This window comes from Butyricimonas sp. DFI.6.44 (assembly GCF_022132345.1).
Taxonomy (GTDB): Bacteria; Bacteroidota; Bacteroidia; order Bacteroidales; family Marinifilaceae; genus Butyricimonas; species Butyricimonas muris.
Genome location: NZ_JAKNJD010000001.1, coordinates 616,695 through 630,257, shown reverse-complemented (window position 1 = coordinate 630,257; position 13,563 = coordinate 616,695). Strand labels below are relative to the sequence as shown.

Sequence of the window (13,563 nt, the reverse complement as noted above, 5' to 3'; positions counted from 1 at the left end):
ATAAACCCTTATGCGTTTTTCTGAATCGAATAGTCCGTGATGCCAAGACTCTCGTAAGTCTTTTTGAGGGCTTCGTCGTCGTCAGTGATCACGAGGAGTTTGTCGCCCGTGTTGAGTTTGGTTTTACCCTTGGGTACGCAATAGGCGTCATTCTTTTTGATAAGGGCTACCAGCGTGTTGTCCGGTAATATTAAGTCCATCAGCCGATCGCCCTTCGTGAGCATGGAGGGGATCACCTCGATTTCGGACATGGCGGTTTTGATCTCTTCGGGTAATTCCACGTTAAATACATTCTTGCGGGTTTCCGGGGTAGACAGTCCGAGTAGTTTAGCCATGAAACTGACGGTTGTCCCTTGCACTACTAACGACAGGATCGTGATAAAGAACACGACGTTGAATATCAGTGAAGCGTGCTGTACGTTCGCGATGAGGGGGTATGTGGCAAAAATGATAGGGACTGCTCCGCGCAATCCTACCCATGAAACGTACACCCGTGCTTTGGTTGTCATCTTCCGGAAGGGGAGAAGACAAAGGAAAACGCTGAGCGGGCGAGCCAGTATAATCATGAATACCCCGATTAAAATACCCAGCGAAGCGATAGGCAATAGTTCTGCCGGGTTCACGAGTAATCCCAGCGTGAGGAACATCACGATTTGGAACAGCCACGTGATACCGTCGAAGAATGTTGTAAGACTCTTTTTATGTATCATCTTCTTGTTGCCCACCACGAGTCCGGCGATATAAACGGCTAGGTAACCGTTTCCTCTCAACAAGTCGGTGAAGGAGAAGATAAAGAATACAAAAGCCAACAAGAGGACAGGATAGAGCGATTGATTGATATTCAGTTTGTTGATGCTGTAAACTGCCAACCTTCCCAACAGGAATCCTGCCACGGCACCGATGCTCATTTGCATCACGAATTGTAACGCTGTATTCACGAGGCTACTTTCCCCGGATTGGATCATTTGAATCAATAGAATCGTCAACATGTACGCCATCGGGTCATTACTACCACTCTCCAACTCCAGCATGGGACGCAGGTTCTCTTTTAGTCCCTGACGTTTCGACCGGAGTATCGAGAACACGGAAGCCGAATCCGTGGACGACATTACCGAAGCGAGCAAGAGCGATTCTATAAAGGTGAGTTTGATAAAGCTATTCTCCAGATTGGTGATATAGTATATGAAATATCCCGTGAGCAGGGCGGTCAACATCACCCCGACGGTAGCAAGTATTATTCCTTGCCCCAGAACGGGTTTTATTTCCGAGGCACTGGTATCCATACCGCCGGAGAACAATATAATACTTAACGCGATAACACCTATGAATTGTGCTGTCTGGGGACTGTTGAACTCGATTCCCAGTCCGTCCGTCCCGAAGAGCATACCTACTCCCAGAAAGAGCAACAACGCCGGGACGCCGAATCGGAAACCGGCTTTCCCGACAACAATACTAACAAATAATAGAATAGATCCAATAAGTAAGATGTTTCCAGCGTCTAAAGTCATAAGCGTTTCTTTTTATCAGTTTAATTTTGTGGGCTTCCGCCTCGTTTGGCATAGTTTTTCTTTTTAACGAAAGAACGGTTACCGGGTTTGCCTCCCCGTCCTTTTGACGATCCGTGATTGAAAGCCTTAGGGTTATACGCGGGTGCTTCTCCGAGGTTGGCGGGAATGGGAATTTTATAGACCTCTTCCCCTATAAATTGTTCTATACGATAGAACTTGCCCTGTTCCGCTTCGGAAACGAAAGTTAAAGCCACGCCCTCGGCATCAGCTCTCGCCGTACGCCCGATTCTGTGGATATAATCTTCCGGGTCATGCGGTACGTCAAAGTTGATAACCAATCCGATATCATCAATATCTATGCCACGTGACACGATATCCGTGGCAACGAGGATGTCTGTTTTATTGTTTTTGAAATTCATCATGACGGCTTCCCGCTCCGGTTGTTCAAGATCGGAGTGCATGGCGGCCACGTTGAATTTTTTACGTTTCAGGGTGAAAGCGAGGTCTTTTACTTTTTGTTTGGAAGAGGCGAAGATAAGTGTTTTGTGTAACACCGGTTTGTTGAACAATTCTTCGATGATCCCCATCTTCTGGTACTCGCGGCAAATGTAGGCGGCTTGCATGATCGCCTCGTTGGGTTTGGATACGGCAACGTTGATTTCCACGGGGTCCCGGAGAACGTTTTGTGCCAGTTGTCTGATTTTCGGTGGCATCGTTGCCGAGAAGAGAATGGTTTGTCGATCCTTGGGCAACTTGTTCACGATCTGCATGATGTCGTCGAAGAATCCCATGTCGAGCATCCGATCAGCCTCGTCCAGTATAAAATATTTTACCTGCGAGAGATCGACATCGCTGTGTTGCAGGTGGGCTATCAGACGCCCCGGTGTCGCGATAGCCACGTCCGCACCCATGCGCAACGCTTTTTTTTGTTGATCCCATAGTGCCCCGTCACCGCCGCCGTACACCACTACGGTGGATACGGGAAGAAAATAAGAGAATCCCTCGAATTGCACGTCTATCTGTTGTGCCAGTTCCCGCGTGGGAGCCATGATTACGGCTTGTACCGCGTCGTTTTTCTTCTCGTCTTTCACCAGTCTGTTCAGAATGGGGAGGGTATAGGCGGCTGTTTTGCCGGTGCCTGTTTGCGCGCAGGCAATCAAGTCTTTTCCCTCCAGTATAACGGGTATAGTTAATTCTTGTATAGGTGTTGTTTCTTGAAAATTCATTGCATCTAATCCTTGCAATACTTCATCCTCTAGTTCCAGCTCGTCAAATCTCATCTTTTTTAACTCTTTCTATGTTTTAAAGTGCGCTCTCGTGTCCCTCGAGAGGCCGCGGCAATCCGGATATTTCTGTGTCGCTTGTCACGTTTAACCTTTCCATCTTGTTGATGCAAAGTTAAGAAAAAAATTGTTTTTATTCCCATTCACTTGTCGAATCTTTCAATTCGGGAATGGAAGATGCTTTAAAGACAATGTTTTTTTTGCTGATACGGCGTTGCCGCTGGTAATCCTGCAAGGCTTTCAGTGCGACTTTACCCAGTAGTACGATAGCCGCGAGATTGATGATCGTCATGATTGCCATAGCGAAGTCCGCCAAATTCCACACGAGATCGAGGGCGGCAATCGAACCGAACATCACCATGCCACCCACGGCGATACGGTATATTTGCAGGTATTTCTTGTTCTTCGAGATAAAGAGCAGGTTCGTTTCGCAATACGAGTAATTGCCGACAATGGAACTGAACGCGAAAAGTAGTATGGCGATAGCGATAAATTGTCCGCCCGCGCTTCCGATTTGGTGTGTCAGTGCCATTTGCGTGAGTTGAATGCCTTTTATCGAGCCGTCCAGCGGCACGTCCGAGAGCAGGATGATGAAAGCGGTACAACTGCATATAATCAACGTGTCGGTAAACACGCTCAATGCCTGTATCAATCCTTGTTTCGCCGGGTGACTCACGTCGGCGGTAGCGGCGGCATTCGGCGCGGAACCCATTCCTGCCTCGTTGGAAAATAATCCCCGCCGTATGCCTTGCATGACGATAACCCCAAGCCCGCCACCGGCGAATTGCTCGAAACCGAGAGCGTTGGAGAATATCATGCCGACCACGTGCGGCAATGTGCCGAGGTGCGTGAACAAGATGTACACGGCGAGCAGGATATACGCGATAGCCATAAGCGGAACGAGTATCCCGGAGATAACGGCGATACGGTGTATTCCCCCGAATATCACGAGGAAGGTAAGTGCGGTCAGTATTATCCCGAACCACATGCGGTTTACCCCGAATACTTCGTTAAAGGCGAAAGTCACCGTGTTCGCTTGCACGGAATTGAATACCAACCCGAACGTGATCGTGATGATGACGGCAAAGAGAATACCCATCCACCGTTTTTTCAGTCCCCGTTCCATGTAGAAAGCGGGACCGCCGATATACGTCCGCTCGCCTTGCGTCTTGTATATCTGTGCCAGTGTCGATTCGATAAAGGCGGAGGCAGAACCCACCAAAGCGATTAGCCACATCCAGAAAATAGCCCCGGGGCCCCCGAGCGCGAGAGCTGTTGCCACCCCGGCGAGGTTTCCCGTGCCTACCCGCGAAGCGGTTGCGATACAGAAAGCCTGAAAGGAAGAAACCGAGTTCTTGTGGCTACCGCCCGTGATGCCGTCACCGAGCAACCGGAACATCTCGCGGATATTTCGAAATTGCACGAATTTACTCTTGAACGTGAAATATAGCCCGATGATGATCAGTGCGGCAATTAATATGTACGTGTAGATAAAGTCATTTACCGATATAATCCAATTATTCAATGTTTCCATGAGCACCTTAGTTTTTATAAAATACGCTTTTTATACGTTAAAATTAGGGATTGGGTTGCCGGACAATTGAAAATTGAAAGTTGAAAATTGAAAATGATTTGTTCGTCTTTGGCGAGTACCCAATTGATTATTTGTGTTAGGGAGTGTATTCCAGCTCCTCCTCTGTTTATAGAGGGAGAGTTGAATTACAGTCTTACTTCGGTAATCATTTTCAATTTTCAACTTTCAATTTTCAATTTCTTGTACCCCGATTTTCCTGCCTTTTCGTTCTTCATCATGAATGCGTATTCCATTCGTTGACGAGTGTGACGGTTCTTGGAATATGCAATTTTAACAATCCGTCGAATCGTTGTTAAATTTTAAACATCCACGAATTGTAGATGTAATTGTTTGATAAAATGGCATGTGTATTGATAAGGAATGCTAATTGTTGTGCGAATATTTATTCAGAAAAAATGTATATATATGAGAAAAAGCAATTCACTAAACTAAACAACTAACGGGATGATTCACTTAGAAGGCATAAACAAAACGTATTACAACGGTGCGCCGTTGCACGTGCTGAAAGGCATAGACCTCGACATCGAGCGGGGGGAATTTGTATCAATCATGGGTTCGTCCGGCTCCGGCAAATCCACGTTACTCAACATTCTGGGGATTCTCGACAATTACGACACGGGAGCGTATTACCTGAACGAGGTATTGATCCGTGACTTGAGCGAAACGAGAGCGGCGGAATACCGCAACCGGATGATCGGCTTTATCTTCCAGTCTTTTAACTTGATCTCTTTCAAGAATGCCATGGAGAACGTGGCGCTTCCGTTGTTCTACCAGAACGTGAGCCGTCGCAAGCGTAACGCGTTGGCGTTGGAATATCTTGACCGTCTTGGCTTGAAGGAGTGGGGGCACCACATGCCTAACGAGCTTTCCGGGGGGCAGAAACAGCGTGTGGCTATCGCGCGGGCGTTGATCTCGCAGCCTCGCATCATTCTTGCCGACGAACCCACGGGGGCATTGGACAGCAAGACGTCGGTCGAGGTGATGGACATATTGAAAGAGGTCAACGACACGGGTATGACGGTCATTGTCGTGACGCACGAGAGTGGCGTTGCCAACCGGACAAACAAGATTATCCGCCTTAAAGACGGCGTGATCGAGGCGGTGGAAGACAACCGTAACCACGACGTGTTGGTGTTCGGCAAAGAGGATCTCATGAAATAAACCGAACGACATGAAAATAAGATTTGACATTTGGTACGAGATTATCAGTACCGTCCGCAGGAACAAGCTGCGTACCTTCCTCACGGGCTTTTCCGTTGCGTGGGGAATATTTATGCTGATCGTGTTACTCGGCTCCGGCAACGGGCTGATGAATGGCTTTCAGAGTAACTTCGCCGATCGGGCGACAAATTCCATCAAGGTATACGGTTCCCGCACGAGCAAGACTTTCGAGGGGATGCAGAAAGGAAGGGTGATACAACTTGATAACACCGATATGCTGAACACGGAAACCAAGTTCCCCGCGCACGTGGGGGTGGCGGGGGCTATCCTCAAGATGAACAATCGTACGATCTCCAAGGGCGACGAGTACGTCGTGTGCAGTCTTGTCGGCGTGGAGCCTTCGTACGTGGAAATCGAGCCGTACCGGGTAGCGGAGAATAACGGCAGGTTTATTAATAAATTAGACCTCGACGAACGGCGCAAGGTGATCGTGATTCATCCGCGGACGGCGGAAACCCTGTTCAAGGGACGGAACGCCGTCGGGGAATACGTGAACGTGAACGGCATCGCTTACAAGGTCGTGGGAGTCTACGTGCAGAATAAGGAACGCAATGACCAAGACGCTTTTATCCCTTTTACCACGGCGCAAAACGTGTATATCAAGGGTGACAAAATCGACCAGATTCTATTTACCACCAAGGGGTTGGATACACGGGAGAAAGGCGACGCTTTCGAGCAGAGCTACAAGGAGGTGCTTGCCGCGCACCACCGTTTCGACCCGACCGACCGTAGTGCTGTCTGGCTGTGGAACCGTTTCACGTTTTTCCTGCAATTCCTTGATGCGCAACAGATCATACAGATCGCAATCTGGGTGATCGGGATATTCACGTTGCTTTCCGGTGTGGTCGGGGTGAGCAACATCATGCTGATCACCGTCAAGGAACGCACGAAAGAATTTGGTATCCGCAAGGCTTTGGGTGCGTCCCCGGCGTCAATCCTGTGGCTGATAATCCTTGAGTCGATCATTATAACGACCTTCTTCGGGTATATCGGTATGGTCGGCGGTATCGCTCTCACGGAATGGGGAGCCCGCCTGTTTGACGCCCAAGCCGTGGCGGAGTCTACCGATTTCCTGCAATTTACCATATTTAAAGACCCCACCGTGGGATTGGGCACCGCCCTTTCGTTTATCGTGCTGCTCGTCATCGCGGGCACGCTGGCGGGATTCTTCCCGGCACGCAAGGCGGTACAAATTAAACCGATTGAAGCACTTAGAGCCGATTAACTATGAGAAATATAATAGACTTAGACCGTTGGGAAGAGATCATGATGACGATCACCCGTAACAAGACACGGAGCATACTGACAGCGTTCGGGGTATTCTGGGGGATATTCATGTTGATCGTTCTGATTGGCGGGGGAAACGGGATGCGGGTACTTATCGGGCGTTCGTTCAGCAGTTTTGCCACCAACTCCTGTTTTGTCAGTTCCCACCCGACAAGCGAGGCGTACAAGGGATTCCGCAAGGGACGTTACTGGAGCCTCAACGTGAAAGACGTCGATATCCTGCGCTCCAACATTCCGGAGATTGCTTACATCGTCCCGATGCTCTTCAGTCGTCGGGGGGATAATAATATATTGTATGAAGACAAGTTTTTTACCGGGGGAGTCAAGGGCGTGATGAAGGATTACGAGAATATCGAGCATCAATCCCTCGTCTACGGGCGTTTTCTCAATGACATCGACGTCAACGAGCAGCGTAAAGTTTGCGTGATCGGTATTCGTATTTACGAAACGCTGTTTGCCAAGGGAGAAGATCCCACGGGCAAGTATATCCGCGTGGATGGCGTGTATTACCAAGTGATTGGCGTGGTCGAAACGATCGACAGTGACATCAATATCGGCGGGAATGCCGAAGAAACCGTTATCCTGCCGTTCACGACCATGCAGAATACCTATCAGACGGGCAACTCGGTACACCTTATTGCCATGACGGGCAAGCCGGGCGTGAAGATTCAGACGATAGAGTCGGCAGCGGAACGCGTCGTCAAGCAGAACCACATGATTGCCCCGAATGACGCGCAGGCGGTACTCCTTATAAACGCGGAGAAGTTATACAAGTTGTACGAGAACCTGTTTATAGGTATCGACCTGTTGATATGGATTGTCGGCTTGGGAACCTTGCTGGCGGGAGTGATCGGGGTGAGCAACATCATGATGATCACCGTGCGCGAGCGCACCGGGGAGATTGGCGTGCGGCGTGCTATCGGCGCCCGTCCTTACGATATCATGGGGCAGGTTATCAGCGAGAGCATGGTGCTTACCGGACTGGCGGGTATGCTGGGTATTTCCCTTGCCGTCTACGTCCTCGAACTGATGAACGTCGGCGTGACTTCTGCCAAGGGCTATTATGCCGGTTTTGAAATCTCGTTCTGGACGGTCGTCGGTGCAACCTTCATCCTGTTATTGCTCGGCAGCCTCGCGGGACTGGCTCCTGCGTTCCGTGCCATGAATATAAAACCGATCGACGCGATTCGGGAAGAATGAAACAATTCAGTGATTTATGATTTACGATTTTAGATTGATGATTCCAGCCGCACAAGCGGCATGCGAATTTAAAATCATAAATCTTAAATCATAAGCGTTAGCAAGCGGGGAGAAATCTTAAATCATAAATCTAAAATCTTAAATATGAAAAAGCTCTTTAAAATCTTTGTGCTACTTTTGATTGTAGCTGTATTTATCGGGACGTTCGGGTTCCTGTACGTGAAGTCGCAACCTAAAAAGAAGGTGTACGAGATAGTCACTCCCGTTGTCACCGACGTGGAGAAAAACACGGTGGCGACGGGTAAGGTGGAGCCTCGTAACGAGGTATTGATCAAGCCGCAGATATCGGGTATCATCGCCGAGGTCTACAAGGAAGCGGGGCAGCCGATCCGTGCCGGGGAAGTGATTGCCAAAGTGAAAGTAATCCCCGAAATGGGACAGTTGAGTGCCGCCGAGAGCCGCCTGCGTATTTCCGACATCAATTACAAGCAGGCGGTGCAGGAGTTCGAGCGCATGAAGACGCTGTACAAGGACGACCTGATCAGTAAAGAGGAGTTCGAGAAATGCGAGGTTGCCCTATCGCAATCCAAGGAGGAGAAGGAAACCGCCGCCGATGCCCTCGATATCGTGCGTGACGGTATCTCCCGCAAGAGTGCCTCGGCGAGCAACACTATGATTCGTTCCACGATCGACGGGTTGATTCTCGACGTCCCCGTGAAAGTCGGTAATTCCGTGATCATGAGCAACACTTTCAACGACGGAACCACTATCGCTATCGTGGCGAACATGAGTGACTTGATCTTCAAGGGAAAGATTGATGAAACCGAGGTCGGACGCGTTCACGAGGGGATGCCTATCAAGCTCACGATCGGTGCCTTGCAGGATATGCAGTTTGACGCCTGTCTGGAGTACATATCCCCGCGCGCAAGGGAGGAAAACGGGGCTAACCTCTTCGAGATTAAAGCCGCTATCACCATACCCGATTCCGTTTACATACGCTCCGGGTACAGTGCCAACGCCGAGATCGTGTTACAGCGGTCGCCGCGGGTGCTGACCGTGCCGGAAAGTTGCGTGGAATTCAAGGACGGTAAAAACTACGTTCATGTCCTTACCGGTACGCGTCCCGATCAGGTATTCGAGCGTCGTCCCGTCACGCTGGGCATCAGCGACGGAATCAAGATAGAGGTAAAAGAGGGTATCACCGCCGACGATAAAGTGCGCGGCACCGAAAAAACGAACACACTATGATGATGAAAGCGAAATTTGTAATCGTGGCGATGCTGGTCAGCCTCGGGGCGGGGGCACAAGAAAAATGGTCACTCCGCCAATGTGTCGAACACGCCCTTGACAACAATATCGAGATCAAACAACGGGAGATTGCCCTCGACCGTCAAGAGATAGAAGTTCATACCGCCAAATTCCGCCGCCTGCCGAACTTGGGGGCGAGGGCGGGACAGTCGTTCAGCTATGGGCGTGTGGCGTCCCCGCTGGATAACACCTATTTCGACCGTAACACCCGTAATACCAGTTTCGAGGCGGCAACCAGCGTGTCCCTTTTCTCCGGGATGCAGATCACTCACAATATAGCGTTGGCGAAACTCAACCTCGATGCCGCGATGGAAGACCTCAAAAAAGCGCGTGAAGATGTCAGTATGCAGGTCACATCCCTTTTCCTGCAAGTTCTTTTCGCGGAGGAAATCAGCAAGGTTGCCGCCGCGCAGTTAAAAGTGAGCGAGGCGCAGCACCACCGGATGAAACGCCTGCACGAGGTGGGCAAAGTTTCCACGTCAGCGTTCTATGAAACGAAATCCCGCTTGGCACAAGATCGGGTGACTGCCGTTCAAGCGGAGAACAATCGTAAACTCGCCCTGCTCGATCTTAGCCAGATACTGGAACTGCCTTCGCCGGAGCTGTTCGCTATTGTCGCTCCCGACATGGAGCCCACGTTCGAGTTGCTCACCCCGCCACAGGATATTTACGATATTGCCGTCGTGTCGAAACCTATCGTGCGTGCCGCCCAACATCGCGTGGCGGGAGCCGAACGGAGTATCCGTATTGCCCAAAGTGCCTTGTACCCGCAGTTGGAATTTGCCGCCGGGATTACCACGGGCTACTATACCGTGGCGAACTTCGACAGCCCCTCGTTCAGCAGCCAGTTCACCAACAACATGAACAAATCGTTCGGTTTCACGCTGACCATTCCTATTTTCAACCGTATGGAAACGCGTGACAAGGTAAAGAGTGCCCGTTTGCAGATGCAGAATCAATCGTTTATGCTCGATGCCGCCAAGAAAGCCTTGTTCAAGGAGATACAACAAGCCTATTACAGTGCCATTGCCGCCCAATCCACTTACCTCTCCAGTGCCACCGCCGTGGAAGCTGCCGAGGAATCCTATCGCCTCACGGAGCGGAAATACGAGGAAGGCAAGGCTACCGGGGTTGAATTTAACGAGGTCAAAACCCTTTTGCAAAAAGCCGTTTCCGATCGTATTCAAGCGAAGTACGACTATCTCTTCCGGTTGAAGATATTGGATTATTACAAGGGGATACCGATTGTCTTGGAATAAAAAAGGGTGTGTTTAACACACCCTTTTTACCACTATTTACTACTAACCCTAAAATTGGAACTACTTCGTGAGTCCACTTTTTTATAACCCATTTTTATTACTTAGTCACATTCAATAGATGCAGGAAATATAAAAAGGTTGCGTTGGGAGGAGAAAAAAAAGTATATTCGCGTTTGATTGTAAAAAATAAAGCGTTATGGCTTGTTGTAATAATAGACGTAAACCGGAATGGTTGAAAATTAAGTTACCGATGGGACAGTTGTCCACGGGAGTTTTAAACATCGTGCGAGGACATAACTTGCACACGATTTGCACGAGCGGGATGTGCCCGAACCAAGGGGAATGCTGGGGAGCGGGTACAGCCACGTTCATGATCGGTGGCGACGTGTGTACGCGTTCGTGTAAATTCTGCAACGTGGCGACAGGGCGTCCGGCTCCGCTTGACCCGCGGGAACCGGAGAATATAGCCAACTCCGTGAAGTTGCTGGAATTGAAACATGCCGTGATAACCTCGGTGGATCGCGATGATCTCGAAGATTTGGGCGCGGGGCATTGGGTGCGGGTGATCGAAGCCGTGAAGAGGGAGAACCCGAACACGACGATGGAAGTTTTGATCCCCGACTTTCAAGGACGGCGGGAACTGGTGCAACAGGTAATAGACGTCCGTCCGGAGGTAATATCCCATAATCTGGAAACCGTGCGGCGATTGTCGGATAGCGTGCGGAGCCGCGCGAAATACGATATCTCGCTGGAAGTGATCCGTCAGGTGAGCGAGTCGGGAATCGTGTCCAAGTCGGGTATTATGCTGGGGTTGGGAGAAACGCGGGAGGAGATATTACAGACGATGGACGATTTGCGTGCTGCGGGATGCAAGGTGATGACCATCGGGCAATACCTTCAGCCGACATCCGCGAACTTGGAAGTGAAAGAGTACGTGACCCCGGAGATTTTCGAGGAGTACGGGCGTATCGGGCTGGAAAAGGGATTCCGCCACGTGGAGAGCGGTCCGTTGGTGCGGTCGAGTTATCACGCGGAGAAGCATGTAAAATGAGTTCATAAAGTTCATAAGGTTTATAAAGTTCATAAAGTCTATTAAGATACCATGAACTTTATGAACCTTATAAACTTTATAAACCTTATAAACTGAACATGAAAAAGACAAAGTTTTTTGACTTGGGTACGGCAAGTTACATGCCGGTATGGAAGAAGCAGGAAGAATTGCACGAGCGGGTGATTGCCGCGAAGTTGCGGGGGGAGGAAACGGAAAACTACTTGCTTTTCGTGGAGCATAACCACGTGTACACGCTCGGGAAAAGCGGAAACGAGGCGAATATGCTGATTGGCGCGATACAGTTGCAGGCGGCGCATGCCGAGTTCGTGAAGGTAAACCGGGGCGGCGACATCACGTATCACGGTCCGGGACAACTGGTCGTGTACCCGATCGTGGACATGGCTAATTTCGGGGTGGGGGTGAAAGACTACGTGGAGCGTCTGGAAGAGGTCGTGATCCGTGTCATCGGGGAATACGGCATCCGCGGGGAACGGCTGGCGGGAGCCACGGGCGTGTGGATTGACACGGGTACGCCCCGTGCCCGCAAGATATGTGCCATCGGGATAAAGTGCTCCCGTTACGTGACCATGCATGGTTTCGCGCTGAACGTGAACACCGATTTGAACTATTTCAATTATATCAATCCTTGCGGTTTCGTTGACAAGGGGGTGACGTCCATCGCTAAAGAGCTGGGACACGACGTTCCGATGCAAGAGGTGAAAGACGCCGTGAAACGGTATTTCATGGAACTATTCGGGATGGAATTTATCGATTCGGTGATAGAGGAATTTTAGATTTGTGAAGAACTCCCTCCCGGCTCCGTCGTACTCTCTTTATAAACAGAGGAAGAGCTAAATACAGTCTTGTCTTCGGTTAGTTTTTCCAATCATAAATCAAGAAATCATAAATCTAAAATTCTTTAATAACCGAATTGACAGGAGCATTAATTTCTTGAATTATTTGCAGGTTGTCGATTATTTCTTTATATTCGTGTTATGAAACGGATTTCGCGTTAAGAAGATTGTAAGGAAATGAAGAGAAATATTGAGGTTGAGGTTTGCACGTTTTCATTGGAATCGTGCATGAATGCCCAAACGGCAGGTGCTAACCGGGTAGAGTTATGTGCGGCGATGTATGATGGGGGGACGACACCGTCGGCTGGGATAATCCGTATGGCACGGAAACTGTTGTCCATAGAACTTTACGTGATGATTCGCCCGAGAGGCGGGGACTTTCTTTATTCCGGGCAAGAATTTGAGTTGATGAAAGAGGAGATACGGCACGTGAAGGAGAGCGGTGCGGACGGTGTCGTGCTGGGAATTTTGAAGGCTGACGGAACGGTGGACGTGGAACATACCCGTGAACTGGTGGAGCTTGCCGCCCCGTTGAAAGTTACTTTCCACCGGGCGATAGACATGACGCGGGATTTGAACGAGGCTTTGGAAGACGTGATTCGGGCAGGATGTTATCGTGTGTTGACCTCGGGAGGGCGTAACACGGTGGCGGAAGGACTGGAGCAAATAAGAGCATTGACCAAACGGGCAGCCGGACGCGTACAGGTCATGGCGGGAAGCGGGGTGAACGCTGCGAATACACGTTCGTTACTGGACGCGGGGGTGGATGCCGTGCATTTGAGCGGCAAGAGCGGCAGGGATAGCCGGATGGTGTACCGTAACCCGGACGTGTCAATGGGTGGAGTACCGGGATTGCCGGAATACGAGCAGTATTACAGCGACGTGGAGAAGATAGAGGCGGTGGTGAAAGAAGCGAATCGATTCTGTGATTTATGATTTACGATTTTAGATTAAAATAACCATTCAATCATAAATCAAGAAATCATAAATCAAATAAA

Annotated in this window: 11 protein-coding genes; 8 read left to right on the top strand and 3 right to left on the bottom strand. The window is 49.8% G+C overall.

What is annotated here, in order from left to right:
* Positions 1-8: 8 nt before the first annotated feature.
* The 3 genes from L0M98_RS02695 to L0M98_RS02685 all read right to left on the bottom strand — a co-directional run bounded on the left by L0M98_RS02695 (position 9) and on the right by L0M98_RS02685 (position 4,325).
* Positions 9-1,508 (bottom strand): potassium/proton antiporter, encoded by a 1,500-nt coding sequence (locus L0M98_RS02695; RefSeq protein ID WP_099292688.1) that lies wholly within the window; start codon positions 1,506-1,508, stop codon positions 9-11.
* A 20-nt stretch (positions 1,509-1,528) separates the two neighbouring features.
* Positions 1,529-2,788, bottom strand: coding sequence for a DEAD/DEAH box helicase (locus tag L0M98_RS02690; protein ID WP_186975646.1), 1,260 nt, complete (start codon positions 2,786-2,788; stop codon positions 1,529-1,531).
* Between the two features lie 136 nt (positions 2,789-2,924).
* Entirely contained in the window at positions 2,925-4,325 is a 1,401-nt protein-coding gene (locus L0M98_RS02685; RefSeq protein WP_227214861.1) for an alanine/glycine:cation symporter family protein, read from the bottom strand.
* Positions 4,326-4,829: 504 nt separating this feature from the next.
* On the opposite strand from L0M98_RS02685, the gene L0M98_RS02680 reads away from it, so the two are divergent.
* From L0M98_RS02680 to L0M98_RS02645, 8 genes are all read left to right on the top strand, one after another.
* Positions 4,830-5,546, top strand: a complete 717-nt coding sequence (locus tag L0M98_RS02680) for an ABC transporter ATP-binding protein (protein ID WP_186975644.1) — start codon at positions 4,830-4,832, stop codon at positions 5,544-5,546.
* Positions 5,547-5,556: 10 nt separating this feature from the next.
* On the top strand, positions 5,557-6,831 hold the full coding sequence (locus L0M98_RS02675) for an ABC transporter permease (RefSeq protein WP_099292684.1): 1,275 nt from the start codon (positions 5,557-5,559) through the stop codon (positions 6,829-6,831).
* Positions 6,832-6,833: 2 nt separating this feature from the next.
* Complete coding sequence (locus L0M98_RS02670) at positions 6,834-8,093, top strand: ABC transporter permease (protein ID WP_099292683.1); 1,260 nt, start codon at positions 6,834-6,836, stop codon at positions 8,091-8,093.
* 144 nt (positions 8,094-8,237) lie between these two features.
* Positions 8,238-9,341, top strand: a complete 1,104-nt coding sequence (locus tag L0M98_RS02665) for an efflux RND transporter periplasmic adaptor subunit (RefSeq protein WP_227214860.1) — start codon at positions 8,238-8,240, stop codon at positions 9,339-9,341.
* Complete coding sequence (locus L0M98_RS02660) at positions 9,341-10,660, top strand: TolC family protein (protein ID WP_370645574.1); 1,320 nt, start codon at positions 9,341-9,343, stop codon at positions 10,658-10,660. The genes L0M98_RS02665 and L0M98_RS02660 overlap by 1 nt, the downstream gene beginning before the upstream one ends.
* A gap of 196 nt (positions 10,661-10,856) precedes the next feature.
* Positions 10,857-11,711, top strand: a complete 855-nt coding sequence (gene lipA / locus L0M98_RS02655) for a lipoyl synthase (protein WP_099292681.1) — start codon at positions 10,857-10,859, stop codon at positions 11,709-11,711.
* Between the two features lie 98 nt (positions 11,712-11,809).
* Complete coding sequence (gene lipB, locus L0M98_RS02650; RefSeq protein WP_227214859.1) at positions 11,810-12,505, top strand: lipoyl(octanoyl) transferase LipB; 696 nt, start codon at positions 11,810-11,812, stop codon at positions 12,503-12,505.
* Between the two features lie 237 nt (positions 12,506-12,742).
* Positions 12,743-13,501 carry a copper homeostasis protein CutC gene (locus tag L0M98_RS02645; protein WP_227214857.1) on the top strand — a complete coding sequence of 253 codons (759 nt, stop codon included), beginning with the start codon at positions 12,743-12,745 and terminating at the stop codon, positions 13,499-13,501.
* Positions 13,502-13,563 lie beyond the last annotated feature (62 nt).